The organism is Pseudomonas sp. LBUM1648 (assembly GCF_059716145.1).
The window spans coordinates 1,387,054-1,405,297 of the sequence record NZ_CP166808.1; the positions used below are offsets into that span (position 1 = coordinate 1,387,054).

Consider the following 18,244-nt stretch of genomic DNA (forward strand, 5'->3'; position numbering starts at 1 on the left):
AGGTTTGAAACGCCGTGTTTGCTGGTTATTGGCGTTGAACGTGCCCCTGTGGATGCCGCTTAAACGCGCATCTTGAGTTGCTTTGGCGAACCCCGAATACACCGGGTCAGCCATCAAAAACAGGATCATTTGAAAAATGGCCACATACGACATCCTGATTGCCGATGATCACCCCCTGTTTCGTAGCGCCCTGCATCAAGCGGTGACGCTGGGCCTTGGCCCGGACGTCCGGCTGGTGGAGGTGGCGAGCATCGCCGAACTGGAAACCCGTCTCACCGAAAAAGCTGATTGGGATCTGGTCCTTTTGGATCTGAATATGCCCGGCGCGTTCGGGTTTTCCGGGCTGGTGATGTTGCGCGGTCAATACCCGCAGATTCCCGTGGTGATGGTCTCGGCGCAGGAAGAAGCCTCGGTGATGGTCAAATCCCGTGAATTCGGTGCCAGTGGTTTTATTCCCAAGTCCAGCGACCTGAGCGTTATTCAGGAGGCGGTGCGCAAAGTGCTCGATGGCGATGTGTTCTGGCCGCCGCAGGCGTTCGAAGCGGTCAGCGTTTCCGCCGAAGCGAAGGCTGCCAGTGATGGCCTCGCCAGCCTGACTCCGCAACAGTTTCGCGTGCTGACCATGGTCTGCGAAGGCTTGCTGAACAAGCAGATCGCCTATGAATTGAGCGTGTCGGAAGCGACCATCAAGGCCCACGTCACAGCGATCTTTCGCAAGTTGAATGTGCGTACTCGCACGCAAGCGGCTTTACTGCTGCAACAACTTGAGTCAATTCCGAGCCAATAACTATTGGCGTATTCACGCTTTTTTGACTTTCGTTGATCTAGCTTTCTCACTCCTTTTCAGTTGGTTTCCACTTTATGTCACCTTTCAAGGGCCAGACCGGCCTGAAACGCATCCTCAACGCTTCCGGTTACTCGCTGGACGGTCTGCGTGCAGCCTTCACCGGTGAAGCGGCGTTCCGCCAACTGGTGCTGCTTAATGTAGTGCTCATTCCGCTGACGTTCTTCCTCAATGTCAGCCGCGTCGAACAGGCACTGTTGATCGCTGTGTGCTTGCTGGCGCTGATCGTCGAGTTGCTAAACTCGGCGGTGGAAGCGGCCATTGACCGCATCTCCCTGGAATTGCACCCACTGTCCAAGAATGCCAAGGACATGGGCAGCGCCGCGCAATTCGTGGCCTTGACCATGATCGCTCTGGTTTGGGCGGTGATTCTGCTTTAAGCGATAGTGGGCAAGACGATCTCGTCGCTGCGCTGCACCCCGGCGGTGAAAGCGCGGCACAGATCGAGAAACTCGCGCATGGCCGAGGTCTGGTATTTCTGCTTGTGCCAAATGAAGTAGAACTGTCGCGCCAGATCCAGATCCGGCGTCTCCACAGGCACCAGACTCCCACGGCGGAAGGCATCACGTAGCGCCAGCCGCGAGATACAGCCAATCCCCAGCCCCGACTCCACCGCGCGTTTGATCGCTTCGGTGTGCTCCAGCTCCAGACGGATATTCAGCGCACTGCGATGGTGACGCATGGCCTGATCGAAGGTCAGGCGCGTGCCGGAACCCTGTTCGCGCAGAATCCACGCCTCATGCGTCAACTCTTCCATGGTCGCGCTGCCGCGTTTGGCCAGCGGATGCTGCGGCGCGCAAAACACCACCAGCTCATCCTCGACCCAGCTCTGCACTTCGATGTCCGGGTGGCTGCAATCGCCTTCGATTAGACCCAGATCAATTTCGTAGTGAGCGACTTGTTGCACGATATTGGCAGTGTTCTGCACGTGCAGCTTCACCTGACTTTCCGGGTGGCGCTGCATGAAACTGCCGATCAGCAGGGTTGCCAGGTAATTGCCGATGGTCAGCGTTGCGCCCACCGACAGCGAGCCGAAACCGGATTTGCCGTTGAGCAGGTCTTCGATTTCCTTGGACTGATCCAGCAGCGCCACGGCTTGCGGCAGCAGCTGTTTACCGAGGGCATTGAGGCTCAGCCGTTTGCCGGCACGGTCGAACAGCTGGCAGCTGGACTGGCGCTCCAGTTCGGTGATCGAGGTGCTTGCCGCCGATTGCGAGAGGTTGAGCAGACCCGCAGCACGGGATACGCTTTCCTGCTGGGCGACAGCGACGAAGACTTGCAGTTGACGGAGAGTAAATCGCATATCGATATAACCGATAACCCTTATCTTAATAATCCAGTTAACAGATATTGTCGGCGCTATTAGAATGCGATGCAATTGCGCACCATCGGCATTTATTCAGCCCAGAGCAAGCGCAGAGCCAATATCCAGGAGTCAAACGTACATGAGCAACATGAACCACGAGCGTGTCCTCAGTGTTCATCACTGGAACGATACCCTGTTCAGCTTCAAGTGCACCCGCGATCCGGGCCTGCGCTTCGAGAACGGGCAGTTCGTGATGATCGGCCTGCAACAGCCAAACGGCCGCCCGCTTATGCGCGCTTACTCGATTGCCAGCCCGAACTGGGAAGAGCATCTGGAATTCTTCAGCATCAAAGTACCTGATGGCCCGCTGACCTCGCAGTTGCAGCATCTGAAGGAAGGCGACGAGATCATCATCAGCAAAAAGCCTACGGGCACGCTGGTGCTGGACGATCTGAAGCCTGGCAAGCACCTTTACCTGCTCAGCACCGGTACCGGACTGGCGCCGTTCATGAGTGTGATCCAGGATCCGGAAACCTACGAGCGTTTCGAAAAAGTCATCCTTTGCCACGGCGTGCGTTACGTGAATGAAGTCGCTTACCGCGAATTCATCACCGAGCACCTGCCGCAGAATGAGTTCTTCGGCGAAGCGCTGCGCGACAAGCTGATTTACTACCCGACCGTCACTCGCGAGCCGTTCGAGAACGAAGGTCGTCTGACTGACCTGATGCGCAGCGGCAAACTGTTCAGCGACATCGGCCTGCCGCCGATCAACCCGCAGGACGACCGCGCCATGTTGTGCGGCAGCCCGAGCATGCTCGACGAGACCAGCGAAGTGCTCAACAGCTTCGGTCTGACCGTGTCGCCGCGTATGCGCGAGCCGGGTGACTACCTGATCGAGCGTGCGTTCGTCGAGAAGTAAGCCCCACTGAAAAAGCCCCCATTGTCTGAATTGGCAATGGGGGCTTTTTTATGCCCGCGACATTCACCTGTAGGAGCTGCCGCAGGCTGCGATCTTTTGATCTTGCTTTTGAAGAGCAAAATCAAAAGATCGCAGCCTGCGGCAGCTCCTACATTGGGCGCGGGTTTAGGCGCTGGCGGGGATGACTTCGAGGACGCGAATCTGTTGAGGGGTCGGATAGTGCCAGCGCACATCCAGATCCCAGAACTGTGCGCCATATTCACGTTCCGGCGCCGGGGTCTGATACGCCGGGCGCGGATCCTGGGCCAGACATTGCTCGATCAACTCGACCAGTGGCTCGGCAAGGCGCTGAGCGTGGGTGTGAGCCTGTTGCAAGGCTGCGTCCGTCCACTGTACGTCGATCAGCTGCGGCGCAGCGCTGGCGATGCTGTTGGAGGCGCTGGTGATGATGTCGGCGTAAGGCACGTAGGGTTTGATGTCGAGAATCGGCGTGCCATCGAGCAAGTCGATGCCGGAGATGAACAGGCGATTGGCTTCGACCTTGTCGAGTTTCACCACGGATTGGCCGATGCCATTCGGGCGGTGGGTGGCCCGGGTGGCGAAGACGCCCATGGACTTGTTGCCACCGAGGCGGGGAGGGCGGACTTTCAGGCGCGGTTTTTCTTCCAGCGCCTGATGGAACAGGAACAGCAGCCAGACGTGGCTGACCTGTTCCAGACCCTGCACCGCGTCACCCTGATCGAACGGCGCCACCAGTTCCAGCACGCCCCGGGCAGCGGGGGCCAGTTGCGGCTGGCGGGGGATGGCGAACTTCTCCTTAAAGCAGGAGCGCACGAAGCCGATGGGAGAGACGCTGTAAGTCATGGTTTGCAGTCGAGGCGGGAATCAGGGCGGGCATGATAACCCGAGTACGGTGGTGACTTGCCATCGATGGCCGCGCCGCCGATCTCAGAGACTGAACCCACCATCCAGCGGAATGATATTCCCCGTCATGTACGCCCCGGCCGTACTCGCCAGACTGATCGCCAACGCCGCCATTTCTTCTTCACGGCCCCAACGCTTCATCGGGATTAGCGCAGTGTCTTCAGCCAATGCCTGCTGATCATTACCAATATGCTGGGTCATCTTGCTCGGAAACCGCCCTGGAGCGATCACGTTAACGTTGATGTGTTGGCTCACCAGTTCCCGCGCGAGAATCCGCGATAGTTGATGCAGCGCGGCTTTGCTCGGCCCATAGGCATACGCCTGCTCGCCGAAAGACGAAATACCCGCCACCGAACCGATATTGATGATCCGCGCCGGATTCGCCGCCGACCCTGCTTTGCGCAGCAGCGGCAGGAACTGCTGAATGCAACTGAACACCGACGTCACGTTGAGCTGCATGACTTTCTCCCAGCCCTTGACCGGGTAGCTTTCCAGCGGCGCGCCCCAAGTGGTGCCGGCGTTGTTCACCAAAATATCCAGATGGGTGATCTGCTCGCCCAGCCTCGCGGCCAGTTCCTGTACGCCTTCTTCAGTCGCCAGATTCGCCGCCACGCCGTGGCAAGTGCCCAATGCACTGAGTTCTTGCGCCGTTTGATGACAGGCTTCGGCGTCACGAGAGCAGACGAACACACGGGCGCCGGCCTCGACAAAGGCCTTGGCGATCATTTTGCCGATACCACGGGTGCCGCCGGTCACCAGAGCGGTGCGGCCTTGCAGGGAAAAGTACGGGTGCATGGCGAATCCTGAGGGCTAGGGATCAATACACCCTAGTCGCCAGCCGCGAAAAGCGGAGCCACTATTTTCGAAGGGAATGAGCGGTCATGCGCAGCGGCGGCGACGGTCAGTCGCCACCGCTGGAAGCAATATCAGGCGGCGCGAACGCGCAGGGTCAGGCCCTTGAGGAAGTTACGCAGCAACTGGTCGCCGCACGGGCGGTAGTTGGTGTGGCCGACCTTGCGGAACAGTGCGCTCAGCTCAGGCTTGGACACCGGGAACTCGGCAGCTTTGAGGATCGCGTGCATGTCGTCTTCTTTCAGTTCGAAGGCCACGCGCAGCTTTTTCAGGATGATGTTATTGGTCACCGGCAGTTCGATCGGCTGCGGCGGGCGGCTTTCGTCCTTGCCACGCTTGAAGATCACCAGGCCATCGAGGAAGTGCGCGATGACTTCGTCCGGGCAGCGCACGAAGCCTTCTTCGTCTTCTTCTTTCTTGTCGAGCCAGGTGATCACGTCGGCGAGGGTCACGTCCATGCCGCCGAGTTTGATGATCTCGACAACCTTCTTGTCGCTGATGTCGAGCATGTAGCGCACGCTGCGCAATACGTCGTTATGAATCATGTGAGTAATCCTGATAGGCGTTGTGGGCATCGCGCGGGGGCAATGCCGAAATATGTGGCGGCAGTGGAAGTCTTAGAACTTCTCTTTGCCGGACAGGTAGCGCCATTGGCCGACCGGGACTTTGCCGATCGAGACGCCGCCGATACGGATACGGCGGATGCCGATAACCTTCAGGCCTACCGCTTCGCAGAACTGGGCGATGATGCCCGGCTGCGGGTTCTTCATGGCGAAGCGCAGGCGGTTTTCGTTCTGCCAACTGGCCTTGACCGGTGGCAGCTCCTTGCCCTTGTGGGTGAGGCCGTGCTGCAAGCGGTTGAGGCCGTGGGCGACCATGTCACCTTCGACTTCAACGATGTATTCTTGCTCGATCTTGGCCGAGTCGGCGGTGAGCTTGCGCAGAATCTTCCAGTCCTGGGTGAACACCAGCAGGCCGCTGGCCTTGGCCTGCAGATCAGTGCTGGCGGTCAGGCGCAGGAAGTGGCCACGCAACGGGCGTTTGCTGAAACGGTGCTCTTCGCTGAGGGTTTCGGCACTCAGGGTTTGCATCGCGCTGTCCGCATCCATGCCCGCCGGCACGTTGAGCAGGATGGTCACCGGCTCCGGCGCGGTGGCCTTGGCGTCCTTGTCGAGCTCGACCTTCTGGTCGCCGACCTTGAATTGCGGCTCGTCGATGACTTCGCCGTCCACGGTAACCCAGCCGCCCTCGATGAACAGCTCGGCCTCGCGGCGGGAGCAACCCACCAGTTCGATGAGGCGTTTGGAGAGGCGAATCGGGTCAGTCATGACAGGGCCGTAACAAAAAAGGGGTGGCCATTGTACCTGTGTGGCGCCGGTTAAGCCCGGTTCCATTTGCAGGCAGTGAAATCATGCGGGAGCTGTGGTGTATCAGCCATTGCCCGAGCGCTGCTGGTTTTGGCGCAAGCGCATGTGCAGCAACGGATACGGCTGGCCCATGCCATCCACCTCCGAACGGCCGATCACCTCGAACCCCTGCTTGAAGTAGAACCCCAGCGCCTGCGGGTTCTGCTCGTTGACGTCCAGTTCATCGGCGTTCAGATGCTGCATGGCGTAATTCAGCAGTTTCTTGCCCAGGCCTTGGCCACGATGCGCAGGATCGATGAACAGCATTTCGATCTTGCCCGCTGCGACACCAGCGAAACCGGTGATGCGTTGCTCGTGATCCTTGGTGCAGATCAGCATGACCGAATCGAGATAGCGGGTCAGCACCAGGTTGCGCAGCAATTCGATATAGCTGTCCGGCAGAAAATCATGGGTAGCGCGGACCGAGGCCTCCCAGACCCGGGTCAGTTCCTGATAATCGCTGAGTTTCGGCGTGTGGATGACCGAATGGTGACGCATGCCTGTGTGCCTCTTGTGCCTGGTTTGATGAGGATCCTTCCCTCAGCAAACGATAGACGTAAAAAAGCCCCGCATCTCGTAAAAAGAGCGGGGCTTTTCAATACAACACTATTCCCCTTGTGGGAGCGAGCCTGCTCGCGAAGGCGTTGGTTCAGTCAACAATTTCAGCAACTGACCCACCGCATTCGCGAGCAGGCTCACTCCCACAGGTACTGGGTGATGCTTAGATCTGCTCAGCCCACAGATCGTATTCGTCTGCGTCAGTCACCTTGCACCAGACCTTGTCGCCCGGCTTGAGATTGCTGCCGTTGTCGATGAACACGTTGCCGTCGATTTCCGGGGCGTCGAAGAAGCAGCGGCCGACCGCGCCTTGCTCGTCGACTTCGTCCACCAGCACTTCGATTTCACGGCCGATGCGCATTTGCAGGCGCGCCGAGCTGATCGCTTGCTGGTGCGCCATGAAGCGGTCCCAACGGTCTTGCTTGACGTCGTCCGGCACGATGTCCAGATCGAGGTCATTGGCCGGTGCGCCATCAACCGGCGAGTACTGGAAGCAGCCGACGCGGTCGAGCTGGGCTTCGGTCAGCCAGTTCAGCAGGTACTGGAAGTCTTCTTCGGTTTCGCCCGGGAAGCCGACGATGAAGGTCGAACGGATGATCAGGTCCGGGCAGATTTCGCGCCAGTTCTTGATGCGCGCCAGGGTCTTGTCTTCGAACGCCGGGCGTTTCATCGACTTCAGCACTTTCGGGCTGGCGTGCTGGAACGGGATGTCCAGGTAAGGCAGGATCTTGCCGGCGGCCATCAGCGGGATCAGCTCGTCAACGTGCGGGTACGGATAAACGTAGTGCAGACGGACCCAGACGCCCAAGGTGCTCAGCGCTTCGCAGAGTTCGGTCATGCGGGTTTTCACCGGCGCGCCGTTCCAGAAACCGGTGCGGTATTTCACATCGACGCCGTAGGCGCTGGTGTCCTGGGAGATCACCAGCAGCTCTTTGACGCCGGATTTGACCAGGCGCTGGGCCTCGTCGAGCACATCACCCACTGGACGGCTGACCAGTTTGCCGCGCATCGACGGGATGATGCAGAAGCTGCAGCTATGGTTGCAGCCTTCGGAAATCTTCAGGTACGCGTAGTGACGCGGGGTCAGCTTGATGCCTTGCGGCGGCACCAGGTCGATCAGCGGGTTGTGGTCTTTGCGTGGCGGCACGACGTCGTGCACAGCGTTGACCACTTGCTCGTACTGCTGCGGACCGGTCACGGCCAGCACGCTCGGGTGCACGTTGCGGATATTGCCTTCTTCCACGCCCATGCAGCCGGTGACGATGACCTTGCCGTTTTCCTTGATCGCTTCGCCGATCACTTCCAAAGATTCAGCCTTGGCCGAGTCGATGAAGCCGCAGGTGTTGACCACCACGACGTCGGCGTCCTGATAGGTGGACACCACGTCATAGCCTTCCATGCGCAACTGGGTCAGGATGCGCTCGGAGTCGACCAGTGCTTTCGGGCAACCCAGAGATACGAAGCCAACCTTTGGATTGGCCGGCGCAGGAGTGGTGGACATGTCTAACCTCGGTATTTTGTGACGCCGCTTGCCGTGTGGGAAAGCCGACGGATGGGCGCTTAGGGCGCGCCTCTGATCAAAAAGTGCGCAATTCTAGCGGCGAGGAGCGCACTTGACCAGCTTTATGCCGGGAAATGCGACGAGTGCTGCGCTATGCTTCGCGCCGTTGAGCTTTACCGATTATTTACAGTCAACAAAACGTCTGTAACAGCAGGTAAAACAGCGCATGCTGCACCACAAAGCATAGTGCTTCATTCCAAGAAGCCGGTTCTGAGAAGTAGGAGTGTTGGATGGGTCAGGCAAGTAGTCAGGCGGCGGGCGCCGAGCATTCGACGGCAAAGCCGATCGGCATGCTGGTCGCCGCGGTCGGGGTGGTTTACGGCGACATCGGCACTAGCCCGCTGTACACCCTCAAAGAAGTCTTCGCCGGTCATTATGGTGTGCCGGTCAATCACGATGGAGTCTTCGGGATTCTGTCGTTGATTTTCTGGTCGCTGATTTGGGTCGTCACTATCAAGTACGTGTTGTTCGTACTGCGCGCTGACAACCAGGGGGAAGGTGGGATCATGGCGCTGACCGCTCTGGCGCGACGTGCATCCAGCCGCTACCCGAAACTGCAAACGGTGCTGGTGATTCTGGGGCTGATCGGTGCAGCGCTGTTTTACGGCGATAGCATGATCACGCCCGCCATCTCCGTATTGTCGGCGGTTGAAGGCCTGGAGCTGGCCTTCGACGGACTTGAGCGTTGGGTGGTGCCACTGTCGTTGATCGTGCTCGTTGCCTTGTTCCTGATTCAGAAACACGGCACCGATCGCATCGGCAAGATGTTCGGCCCGGTGATGGTGGCGTGGTTTCTGGTGCTGGGCACTTTGGGTGTCAACGGTATCGTCAAACACCCTGAAGTGCTGAGCGCATTGAACCCGGTGTGGGGCGTGCGCTTCTTTATCGTACATCCTGGCATGGGCGTAGCAATCCTCGGTGCGGTGGTGCTGGCGCTGACCGGTGCTGAAGCGTTGTATGCCGACATGGGTCACTTCGGCCGTAAGCCTATCGCACGCGCCTGGCTGATTCTGGTGCTGCCGGCTTTGGTGCTGAACTACTTCGGTCAGGGCGCGTTGCTGCTGGAAAACCCGGAAGCGGCGCGTAACCCGTTCTACCTTCTGGCGCCGAGCTGGGCACTGGTACCACTGGTGGTGCTGTCGACCCTGGCCACGGTCATTGCTTCGCAGGCGGTGATTTCCGGCGCGTTTTCGTTGACTCGTCAGGCCATCCAGCTCGGCTACATTCCGCGCATGCACATTCAGCACACCTCCAGTGCCGAACAGGGCCAGATTTACATCGGCGCGGTGAACTGGGCGCTGATGGTGGGCGTGATCCTGCTGGTCATCGGCTTCGAATCCTCGGGCGCGCTGGCGTCTGCTTACGGTGTGGCCGTGACCGGCACGATGCTGATCACCAGCATCCTGGTGTCGGCGGTGATCCTGCTGCTATGGAAATGGCCGCCGCTGTTGGCGGTGCCGATTCTGCTCGGGTTCCTGTTGGTCGATGGTTTGTTCTTTGCTGCCAACGTACCGAAGATCATCCAGGGCGGTGCCTTCCCGGTGTTGGCGGGTATTGTGCTGTTTGTCCTGATGACCACTTGGAAGCGCGGCAAGGAACTGCTGGTCGATCGTCTCGACGAAGGCGCGCTACCGCTGCCGATCTTCATCAGCAGCATCCGCGTGCAACCACCGCACCGCGTGCAGGGCACCGCCGTGTTCCTCACCGCGCGCTCCGACGCCGTGCCCCACGCGCTGTTGCACAACCTGCTGCACAACCAGGTGCTGCACGAGCAAGTGGTGCTGCTGACCGTGGTCTACGAAGACATCCCGCGCGTGCCACCATCCCGACGCTTCGAAGTGGAAGCGCACGGGGAGGGGTTCTTCCGGGTGATCCTGCACTTCGGCTTCACCGACGAGCCGGACGTGCCGCAAGCCTTGAAGCTGTGTCATCTGGATGATCTGGATTTCAGCCCGATGCGCACGACTTACTTCCTCAGCCGTGAAACGGTCATCGCCTCGAAGCTCGAGGGTATGGCGCGTTGGCGTGAAGCGCTGTTCGCGTTCATGTTGAAGAATGCCAATGGCAATTTGCGGTTCTTCAATCTGCCGCTGAACCGGGTGATTGAGCTGGGGACGCAGGTGGAGATGTAACCCCGCCTCAACTGAAAAGCCCCCGTCAGCCTTGCGGCTGGCGGGGGCTTTTTTGTGGGCGCCCGGCGGATTTTCATTTGGTCAGTCAAAAGAAATACAAAGTTGCAGGGTGTTTAATTCAACGCAATACTCTGTGCATTATTCTGCGCTGCAGCAACTGAGCAAGAGGTGATTATGACGGCATTATTAGAACGTGCTGACCAGGCTATTTCCGTGACTGCCATGGTCAGGAGCTTCAGTGCGAGGCTCAAGGAGATTTCCAGTCGTGCCACTGAGCGTCTGGTTATCTTCAAGGACAATCAACCGGCAGCGGTCATTATCAATGTGCAGGCCTACCAGGAAATGCTGGATGAGCTTGAGGAGCTTCGCATCGAGGCGGCAGCTCGTGAGCGTCTGAGCAATTTTGATCAAACCAAAGCAGTCAGCCATGACGCTATGCGGGCAAGGTATGCCAAGAAGGATTAAAGGAGCGCTGGATGGTTTGGGGAGTAATTTATCATCCGGAGGTCCAAGGAGATCTGGATCAACTGGGATCGGCGGCTGCCAACCGGATACTTGATGTTATCGAGGAACGGATCATCAACGGCGAGCCGGATAAGAGTGGTAAACCCCTTCGAGCCAGCCTTGCGGGTTGTAGAAGGATTCGAACGGGGGACACACGAATCGTCTACCGCGTCGATGGTATAGCCATTCAGGTGTTGATCGTTGCAGTCGGTGCTCGACGTGACGAAGAAGTCTACGACGCCGCAGAGCGCCGCTTGTAATCAAGTGAGGATTGAGCAAGATCAAGCGCCCACGTAGCCTTAAAGGCTGCGGGGGCTTTTTTGTCTCGGTTGCCTTTACAGGCTTTCAGGGAAATCTTCTTCAGACTCGGTCTTCGTCCGCGCAGGTCGTGGGATCAGTGCTTGTATCACGTCATCAATCAAGGCTTTGCCCATCACTGTCAGATAATGCGCGGCCCAGGCGTGGCGGTCGGTGTCTTTGGTGTAGGCGGCGTCTTCTGCGAAGGATTTGGCGAGGTAGAGCAGGTCGGAGGATTGGGTCAATGCATCGACTATGGGGATGCCGGAGCGAACGTTGAAATACGCTTGATCGGAGTTGTAGAGGAAGGGGGTGAAGCCGATTGTTTTCAGATCAGATTGATTGCTCATGTTCAATTCCCTTGATTTCGAGAGCTGCCGCATCCGATACCAAGCGAATGGGTGGCAGCTGTGCGCAGGTTGGTAAACCGGGGAACCAAGGAAACCGGCACGCTCGAAAGCGTCCCACACACAGCTGCCATAACACAGGGGCTCGGACGGGATAACGCCTGAGTCGTGTCGGGTGCGCTGTTGCGCCTTATTCCACCGCGTTACCAAGCCCGATCGCTGAATGGGTCAGCGACGTCTGGAGAGTATCCCGTCAAAAAACAGCACAACAGGGCGGCAAGACGCCGCAACACGCGATTCGGAGTTTGCCTACAAGGTCTGTCGGCGTCATCCGATATTGCGAGACGAGAAGTAAACGAAACTAAACGCCTGACACGCAATTCCCTGTAGGAGTGAGCCTGCTCGCGATAGCAGAGTGTCAGCTTGCAAATCAGTGACTGATACTCCGCTATCGCGAGCAGGCTCACTCCTACAGGGGAATGGGGTGATTATCTGAATGTAAAAAGCCCCCGACATCGTGAGATGGCGGGGGCTTTTTGTGGGTGCGCTTCAGATCACTCTTCAGCTACCTGACTCGCCGCCTGACGCTTCTCGATCAGATCCACCAAGCGTTTGGCCAGTGCCGGGTAGTTCTCGTCGAAGTGGTGGCCGCCAGGCAGTTTCACCGCCTCACCAACCGCCGTCTTGTCGGTGCAGCCGCTCTCATCGGTTTCTTCTTCGCCGTAGATGCACACGACCTTGGCCGGTGGCAGCTTGGCCATTTCCGGGCCGGTGGCGGCTTCTTTGCCGGCGTTGCCGAGCCAGCCTTCGACTTCGATTTCGAAGCTGCCGGTGCGGGCGAAGGCCAGCAGGATGATCGCGTCGACACGTTGCTGCTCGGTCTCCGGGAGGCGGTTGTAGATCGCCGGCAGGACGTCGGCACCGAACGAGTAACCGGTGAGGATGAAGCGCTTGGTGCCCCATTTCTGCCGGTAGTGCTGCATCAGTTCGGTCAGGTCCAGGGCGCTTTGCTCCGGGCTCTTGTGCTGCCAGTAGTAGCGCAGGGTGTCGATGCCGACGACCGGGTAGCCGATCTTGGCCATTTCACCCGCTACGTCGCGGTCGAGGTCACGCCAGCCGCCGTCACCGCTGAGGAACAGGGTCACGGTGTCTTTCGCTTGACCGGCCGGAACTTCAACCACGGGGATCGCCAGACCGCCGTTGGCCTTGTCACCGCCGACGAGGATCTTGCGCAGTTCGTTGTTCAGCACTTGCGGCAGGTTGATGTCGTAGTCGCTGATGCTGGTTTCGGCGTTCGGTTGATCACGCACGAAACCTGCGCTGGCGTCGTCCGGGTTGTCGTTCCATGCCGCCAGCCAGTGACCGTGGGTGGCGGATTTAGGCAGCAGGTGCGTGCAGCCACCTTTTTCCAGTGCCAGGTCCACGGAAATCGCTTGGGCCTTGTCGTCCTTTTGCTCGGCCAACCAGCGCCAGGCCAGTACCGCGCCGGGGCCGATACCGCTGACCAGCGTGGCCGGGCCGTTCAATTCGCGCAGACCGGTTTGCAGAGCGCGGCTTTGCAGCAGGCAGTCCTTGGGCAGAATCACCTGAACGATTTGCGCCGAGGCGCTGCGGCTCAGGGTGGTCAGTTGCTTTTCACTGAGCTTCTGATCGTCATTGACGGCTACCAGCACCTGAGACTTCGGCTTGGTGCCGGGAATCACACGGGTCATGGCCGGGCCATCGGCCGGAGTCAGCTGTTCGACGGTCGGTTCCGGTGCCGGGCGTTTGAGGTACCAGAAACCGCCGCCGGCAATCACGGCCAGCACGATCAGTGCGGCCAGGATGTACTTCAGGGAGCGTTGAATCATCAGCGTTTCACCAATCCAGTCAAGCCGCCCGCGATCAGGGCAGCAGTGTCGGCCAGCGCCACCAGCGGATCGAGTCCGGCGGGCACGGCCATATAACGGGGTTCCCAGTCAGGCTGGAACTTGTCTTTGAAGCGGCGCAAGCCTTGGAAGTTGTACAGCTGCTCACCACGGCGGAAAACCATCGAGCCCAGACGTTGGGTCAGCGGTGCACCACGCCGGGGTTGCAACCCCGACAACGGCACCATGCCCAGGCTGAAGCGCGCGTATCCGTGACTCTTATAGTGTTGAATCAGGCCGACCATCATGAATTCCATGGTCAGTTTGGGGGCGTCCGGGTGTGCGCGCATCAGGTCGAGACTGGCCAGATCATGGCTGTAGGTCTCGAGCAGGTTGGCGAACGCCACCGGGCGCCCCTCGAAGCGAATTACCGCAATGCGGAAATGCTTCAGGTAATCGTCGCTGAAGCGGCCGAGGGAGAAGCCTTTCTCGCGCACGTTCTTGCCGGTCAGCCAGGCATCGGAAATCACCTTGAGCTCATCCATCGGCGCCTGACCCGGCTCGTGAATTTCCAGCGACAGGCCGTCACGGGTGCCACGGTTCCAGGTGTAACGCAGATCTTTCATCTCCTTGCCCTTGGCTTCCAGGTCAAAGCGATGCAGATCGACCCGGGCTTCCTCGCCGAGTTTGATCGCGGTCAGGCCGATGTCCATGTAGTACGGCAGGTTCTCCGCGCGCACTTGATAGAACACAGGGCGAGCGTGATGGATGTCGCACAGGTCGCGGAACTGCCAGATCATCTCGGCGCGTTGCTGGCCAGGGCCGATCGGGTCGTACAGCGCCACCAGACTGCGGCCACGGCGGGCGTACATCAGGAACGCTTCGTCGTTCTGGTGAAACAGCAACGCCTTGTCACCCGTCAATGCGAGGCCGCCATCGGGTTGCGACGACGCCATCAGGATCTTCGCCGCGCGGTCGAGTTCGTCCGGGGTCGGCAGGTGAATGACCGGGCGCGCAGTGCGCAGCAACCAGGTCAAGGCAATCACCAGCAACAGCACGGCGGCGCCGAGCAACGAGCGCAAGCCGCGCGGGGCGTCAGCGTCGAGGGTGAACTGCCACCACAATTGATGGCTGTACGGCACGTCTTGATAGGCAAACAGCAGCAGCCAGGCCGAAGCACCGAGCACGCACAGGCTGGCCACCAGATACAGCGGCGAGAACGGCAACTCAGTCAGACGGCTCGGACGATAGAACGAGCGACGGAATACCCCCAGCAGCGCGGCAGTGAGGGTCATCAAACAGGCTTCTTCCCAGTCGAAACCCTTGAGCAGGGAGAGCAGGGCGCCAACCAGCAGCAGAATGGTGGTCAGCATCCACGCGGCCGACAAGCGACGGCGCAGGCCCTGCGCCAGCATCAGGCAGAGCACGCCGATCAGGCTGGCGCCGAAGTGCGAGGCGTCGACCAAGCGATGTGGGATCAGAAAGCCGATGTGCTCCAGACGCGTATCGATTTCAGGCGTGGCACCGGAAAACAGCAGCACCACACCGGACAGGAACACCAGTACCGCCAGAATCGGCGCAGCCAGACCGGACGCCGCGCGCATGGTCTGGGTCTGAAACAGGCGCTGGCCTTCGTTGATCAGCAGCAGTACGCAAGCCACCAGCAGCGGCAGCACGACATAGATCAGGCGATACAGCAGCAATGCAGCGGCCAGTGGCGCAGCACCGAGCTTGTCGGCGAATGCGGCGAGCAGGATCGCTTCGAACACGCCAACGCCACCCGGTACATGGCTGAGTACGCCAGCGGCCAGCGCCAGCAGGTACACCAGCAAAAACGCGCCGAAGGGCGGGGCTTCTGGCAGCAACAGATACAGCACGGTGGCGGCCGCCGCGACGTCGAGGGCGGTGATCACCAGTTGCAGGAAGGTCAGGCGTCGACCCGGCAGGCGCAGGGTGCGGCGTCCGGCCTTGACCAGCAGGTTATCGGGGTAGGGTTGTTCCGGCAGGCGACGGCGATAGATGCCTATCATCAGGATGGCGCCGAGCAGCAGCACGGTCACGGCAACAGTGCCGAGCAAGCCTTCCGAGAGGCCGAGTGCCTGAGATGCAGCGGGCAGGTCGCTCAACGTCGCTAGAGCAGCCAGTGGCGGCAGGGCACAGCCCAGCGACAGGCTGGCGAATAAGGTCATGTGCGCGACTTCCGACGCTCCCAGACCCAGTCGTGCATATAAACGGTAGCGCACCGAACCGCCGGACAGCAGCGACAGACCGATCGCGTTGCCAATCGCAAACGCCGTGAAGCCGCCGAGGGCCAGCGTGCGCGGTGGCAATGTCACGCCAGCATAGCGGCTGGCCGACCATTCATAGCCCAGCAGAATAATGAAGCCGACCACGGTCGCTGCGAATGCGCCGAGCAGGGCGGGTTTCGGTACGTCGAGAATCGAGTCGTGCAAAGCATCGAGATCGAGTTCGGCGAGCAAGTGGCGACAGGCAATCAGGGCAATGGCAAACAACAGCAGAGTGACCGCCAGACCGATCGGTTGACGATATTTGCTTAACCGATCCAGCAAGCGCAGGCGCTCGGGTTTGATCGGTTGGTTCGCTGTGACGGTGTCTTGTGGATCAGACGAGTTGGCGCGCATCAATCACCTCTTGGATTGTGCGCGACAGGATGGAGGTATCCAGCCAAGTTACCAATCCCTGTAGAAAAAAATAATCACAAAATACTACGCCTCTCACCAAGTATCGGCGAGGGCAGTCATGGATTGCAGACCTCTTGCCCGCGACTCAAAGCATAGTCGCAGCACGGCGGTTCTGAAGATCCTGGACGATTCACTGCACAGTGACAGATCATTGTTGCGAAAGGACTTTTTCCACAGATACAAAAAAGGCCACTCTTTCGAGTAGCCTTTTTTGATGTTTGGTTGCGGGAGCCGGATTTGAACCGACGACCTTCGGGTTATGAGCCCGACGAGCTACCAGACTGCTCCATCCCGCGTCTGTGTGGCGGCATTCTACAGGCGAACGGCGAGGTGTCAACCGCTAATCCCGTAAAGGGTCAAATAAGTGTGGAATCGCGTCAAACGGTCGCAGGTAACGCGTTAAGTTTCGGAAATGAAACGAGTTCCTGTTTGGCTATTCTCTGGGTGAAGAGGTCTGAACCTGAAAAACAAGCGCGCACAAAAAAGGCCACTCTTTCGAGTAGCCTTTTTTGATGTTTGGTTGCGGGAGCCGGATTTGAACCGACGACCTTCGGGTTATGAGCCCGACGAGCTACCAGACTGCTCCATCCCGCGTCTGTGTGTCGGCATTCTACAGAGGATCGCTGGGCTGTCAACCTTCAATCCGGATAAAACTGTTGAGGTTCAATCGGTTAGCGCTCTTTGTCGGTACTTGAAAGAAGCCGCAGGGCAGGTGGGGTAAGGCTTTCAGCTCTATTGAAGGTCGCTTTTCGATTGAGAAAATAAATTCACAGGACGATTCCTACAGTCATAAAAGAACATTCAGCACCACTGGTGCTATATACAGGTGTCAGTGAGATACTGCCGACCCGGCTCGCCACGTTTCCTTTTCTGACATGACTCAGCGAAAAATCATCCACATCGACTGTGACTGTTTCTACGCCGCCATCGAGATGCGCGATGACCCGCGTCTGGCCGGCAAGCCGTTGGCGGTGGGTGGTTCGGCGGATCGGCGTGGGGTGATCGCCACCTGTAATTACGAGGCGCGTGCCTATGGCGTGCGCTCGGCAATGGCATCCGGGCATGCTTTGAAGTTGTGCCCGGATCTGACCATTGTCAAACCGCGTATGGATGCCTATCGCGAAGCCTCAAAGGAAATTCACACGATCTTTGCCGATTACACCGATCTGATCGAGCCGCTGTCGCTGGATGAGGCCTATCTGGACGTGTCGGACAGCGCGCATTTTGGCGGCAGTGCCACGCGCATTGCCCAGGATATTCGTCGCCGGGTCTCCAATCAGTTGCACATCACGGTTTCTGCTGGCGTGGCGCCGAACAAGTTTCTGGCGAAGATCGCCAGCGACTGGAAAAAGCCCAACGGCTTGTTCGTGATCACACCGGATCAAGTCGAGGATTTCGTCAGCGGGTTGCCAGTGAACAAGCTGCACGGCGTCGGCAAGGTCACCGCAGACAAGTTGGGCAAGCTCGGTATCGTCGACTGCATGCAGTTGCGTGAATGGGACAAGCTGGCGCTGGTGCGTGAATTCGGTAGTTTTGGCGAGCGCCTCTGGAGTCTGGCGCGTGGGATCGATGATCGGCTGGTGCACAACGACAGTCGCCGTCAGTCGATCAGTGTGGAAAATACCTACGATGTCGATCTGCCGGACCTGCGCAGTTGCCTGGACAAATTGCCGGAGCTGCTGGAAACCCTGAAGACCCGCATGGCGCGGATCGACAGCAGCTATCGGCCGGGTAAGCCGTTCGTCAAAGTGAAATTCCACGATTTTACCCAGACCACATTGGAGCAGGCCGGGGCGGGTCGGGATCTGGGCAGTTATCAGTTAATGCTGACGCAGGCGTTCAATCGCGGGGGTAAACCGGTGCGGTTGCTTGGGGTTGGGGTGAGGCTGGAGGATTTGCGGGGCGGGTTTGAGCAGATGGAGTTGTTTGAGCGGTAGTTTTGCGGTGCCTGTCAGGGCCTCATCGCGAGCAGGCTCGCTCCCACATTAGATTGCATTCCAACGTGGGAGCGAGCTGGCTCCGGGCGGCGTTCCGACGAAGCTTTT

At 59.1% G+C, this 18,244-nt stretch carries 17 protein-coding genes and 2 tRNA genes; 7 read left to right on the forward strand and 12 right to left on the reverse strand.

The genetic code is table 11. The features are described from left to right. Positions 1-136: 136 nt before the first annotated feature. Together erdR and ACA043_RS06300 are read left to right on the forward strand one after the other, a co-directional pair. Positions 137-787 carry a response regulator transcription factor ErdR gene (gene erdR, locus ACA043_RS06295; protein WP_042557931.1) on the forward strand — a complete coding sequence of 217 codons (651 nt, stop codon included), beginning with the start codon at positions 137-139 and terminating at the stop codon, positions 785-787. Between the two features lie 74 nt (positions 788-861). After that, positions 862-1,224, forward strand: a complete 363-nt coding sequence (locus ACA043_RS06300) for a diacylglycerol kinase (RefSeq protein ID WP_129390014.1) — start codon at positions 862-864, stop codon at positions 1,222-1,224. On the opposite strand, the gene ACA043_RS06305 is transcribed toward ACA043_RS06300, so the two are convergent. After that, positions 1,221-2,147: a LysR family transcriptional regulator gene (locus ACA043_RS06305; protein WP_187679092.1), complete on the reverse strand. Its 927-nt coding sequence runs from the start codon at positions 2,145-2,147 to the stop codon at positions 1,221-1,223. The genes ACA043_RS06300 and ACA043_RS06305 overlap by 4 nt on opposite strands. A gap of 142 nt (positions 2,148-2,289) precedes the next feature. Between ACA043_RS06305 and fpr the strand changes: the two genes are divergently transcribed. Beyond that, on the forward strand, positions 2,290-3,069 hold the full coding sequence (gene fpr / locus ACA043_RS06310; RefSeq protein WP_002554680.1) for a ferredoxin-NADP reductase: 780 nt from the start codon (positions 2,290-2,292) through the stop codon (positions 3,067-3,069). Between the two features lie 165 nt (positions 3,070-3,234). Here fpr and tsaA read toward each other — a convergent pair whose 3' ends face one another. From tsaA to rimO, 6 genes are all read right to left on the reverse strand, one after another. Beyond that, the gene (tsaA, locus tag ACA043_RS06315) at positions 3,235-3,933 is read right to left on the reverse strand and encodes a tRNA (N6-threonylcarbamoyladenosine(37)-N6)-methyltransferase TrmO (RefSeq protein ID WP_497658835.1); all 699 of its coding nucleotides are present in this window, start codon (positions 3,931-3,933) and stop codon (positions 3,235-3,237) included. Between the two features lie 84 nt (positions 3,934-4,017). Further along, a complete protein-coding gene (locus ACA043_RS06320) occupies positions 4,018-4,788 on the reverse strand; it encodes an SDR family oxidoreductase (RefSeq protein WP_497658836.1) in 771 nt (256 codons plus the stop codon). 131 nt (positions 4,789-4,919) lie between these two features. Further along, entirely contained in the window at positions 4,920-5,390 is a 471-nt protein-coding gene (locus tag ACA043_RS06325) for a YehS family protein (RefSeq protein ID WP_401270023.1), read from the reverse strand. 72 nt (positions 5,391-5,462) lie between these two features. Beyond that, entirely contained in the window at positions 5,463-6,173 is a 711-nt protein-coding gene (locus ACA043_RS06330) for an rRNA pseudouridine synthase (protein WP_187679499.1), read from the reverse strand. Between the two features lie 102 nt (positions 6,174-6,275). Next, entirely contained in the window at positions 6,276-6,749 is a 474-nt protein-coding gene (locus tag ACA043_RS06335; protein WP_401270027.1) for a GNAT family N-acetyltransferase, read from the reverse strand. A 223-nt stretch (positions 6,750-6,972) separates the two neighbouring features. Continuing rightward, positions 6,973-8,310, reverse strand: coding sequence for a 30S ribosomal protein S12 methylthiotransferase RimO (rimO, locus tag ACA043_RS06340; protein ID WP_401270030.1), 1,338 nt, complete (start codon positions 8,308-8,310; stop codon positions 6,973-6,975). Positions 8,311-8,600: 290 nt separating this feature from the next. Here rimO and ACA043_RS06345 point away from each other — a divergent pair, with 290 nt between their 5' ends. From ACA043_RS06345 to ACA043_RS06355, 3 genes are all read left to right on the forward strand, one after another. Further along, positions 8,601-10,502 carry a potassium transporter Kup gene (locus ACA043_RS06345; RefSeq protein WP_489878327.1) on the forward strand — a complete coding sequence of 634 codons (1,902 nt, stop codon included), beginning with the start codon at positions 8,601-8,603 and terminating at the stop codon, positions 10,500-10,502. 174 nt (positions 10,503-10,676) lie between these two features. After that, positions 10,677-10,967, forward strand: a complete 291-nt coding sequence (locus ACA043_RS06350; RefSeq protein WP_401270033.1) for a type II toxin-antitoxin system Phd/YefM family antitoxin — start codon at positions 10,677-10,679, stop codon at positions 10,965-10,967. Between the two features lie 11 nt (positions 10,968-10,978). Next, on the forward strand, positions 10,979-11,266 hold the full coding sequence (locus tag ACA043_RS06355) for a type II toxin-antitoxin system RelE family toxin (protein WP_497658837.1): 288 nt from the start codon (positions 10,979-10,981) through the stop codon (positions 11,264-11,266). Between the two features lie 75 nt (positions 11,267-11,341). On the opposite strand, the gene ACA043_RS06360 is transcribed toward ACA043_RS06355, so the two are convergent. The 5 genes from ACA043_RS06360 to ACA043_RS06380 form a co-directional block, all read right to left on the reverse strand. Beyond that, a complete protein-coding gene (locus tag ACA043_RS06360; protein ID WP_497658838.1) occupies positions 11,342-11,653 on the reverse strand; it encodes a DUF3077 domain-containing protein in 312 nt (103 codons plus the stop codon). 551 nt (positions 11,654-12,204) lie between these two features. After that, a complete protein-coding gene (locus tag ACA043_RS06365; protein ID WP_497658839.1) occupies positions 12,205-13,500 on the reverse strand; it encodes a virulence factor family protein in 1,296 nt (431 codons plus the stop codon). After that, positions 13,500-16,139, reverse strand: a complete 2,640-nt coding sequence (mprF, locus tag ACA043_RS06370) for a bifunctional lysylphosphatidylglycerol flippase/synthetase MprF (RefSeq protein ID WP_497658840.1) — start codon at positions 16,137-16,139, stop codon at positions 13,500-13,502. The genes ACA043_RS06365 and mprF overlap by 1 nt, the downstream gene beginning before the upstream one ends. A 279-nt stretch (positions 16,140-16,418) precedes the next feature. Continuing rightward, positions 16,419-16,495, reverse strand: a tRNA-Met gene (locus ACA043_RS06375). A gap of 221 nt (positions 16,496-16,716) precedes the next feature. Beyond that, positions 16,717-16,793, reverse strand: a tRNA-Met gene (locus ACA043_RS06380). Between the two features lie 281 nt (positions 16,794-17,074). Between ACA043_RS06380 and dinB the strand changes: the two genes are divergently transcribed. Beyond that, a complete protein-coding gene (dinB, locus tag ACA043_RS06385; protein WP_401272062.1) occupies positions 17,075-18,136 on the forward strand; it encodes a DNA polymerase IV in 1,062 nt (353 codons plus the stop codon). Positions 18,137-18,244 lie beyond the last annotated feature (108 nt).

Coding starts and splice junctions, on each gene's coding strand:
- ACA043_RS06365 (WP_497658839.1), bottom strand. CDS start 13,500: ATGATTCAACGCTCCCTGAAGTACATCCTGGCCGCACTGATCGTGCTG.
- dinB (WP_401272062.1), top strand. CDS start 17,075: ATGACTCAGCGAAAAATCATCCACATCGACTGTGACTGTTTCTACGCC.
- ACA043_RS06300 (WP_129390014.1), top strand. CDS start 862: ATGTCACCTTTCAAGGGCCAGACCGGCCTGAAACGCATCCTCAACGCT.
- fpr (WP_002554680.1), top strand. CDS start 2,290: ATGAGCAACATGAACCACGAGCGTGTCCTCAGTGTTCATCACTGGAAC.
- ACA043_RS06320 (WP_497658836.1), bottom strand. CDS start 4,788: ATGCACCCGTACTTTTCCCTGCAAGGCCGCACCGCTCTGGTGACCGGC.
- ACA043_RS06335 (WP_401270027.1), bottom strand. CDS start 6,749: ATGCGTCACCATTCGGTCATCCACACGCCGAAACTCAGCGATTATCAG.
- mprF (WP_497658840.1), bottom strand. CDS start 16,139: ATGCGCGCCAACTCGTCTGATCCACAAGACACCGTCACAGCGAACCAA.
- ACA043_RS06305 (WP_187679092.1), bottom strand. CDS start 2,147: ATGCGATTTACTCTCCGTCAACTGCAAGTCTTCGTCGCTGTCGCCCAG.
- ACA043_RS06360 (WP_497658838.1), bottom strand. CDS start 11,653: ATGAGCAATCAATCTGATCTGAAAACAATCGGCTTCACCCCCTTCCTC.
- ACA043_RS06330 (WP_187679499.1), bottom strand. CDS start 6,173: ATGACTGACCCGATTCGCCTCTCCAAACGCCTCATCGAACTGGTGGGT.
- ACA043_RS06345 (WP_489878327.1), top strand. CDS start 8,601: ATGGGTCAGGCAAGTAGTCAGGCGGCGGGCGCCGAGCATTCGACGGCA.
- ACA043_RS06350 (WP_401270033.1), top strand. CDS start 10,677: ATGACGGCATTATTAGAACGTGCTGACCAGGCTATTTCCGTGACTGCC.
- ACA043_RS06325 (WP_401270023.1), bottom strand. CDS start 5,390: ATGATTCATAACGACGTATTGCGCAGCGTGCGCTACATGCTCGACATC.
- tsaA (WP_497658835.1), bottom strand. CDS start 3,933: ATGACTTACAGCGTCTCTCCCATCGGCTTCGTGCGCTCCTGCTTTAAG.
- rimO (WP_401270030.1), bottom strand. CDS start 8,310: ATGTCCACCACTCCTGCGCCGGCCAATCCAAAGGTTGGCTTCGTATCT.
- ACA043_RS06355 (WP_497658837.1), top strand. CDS start 10,979: ATGGTTTGGGGAGTAATTTATCATCCGGAGGTCCAAGGAGATCTGGAT.
- erdR (WP_042557931.1), top strand. CDS start 137: ATGGCCACATACGACATCCTGATTGCCGATGATCACCCCCTGTTTCGT.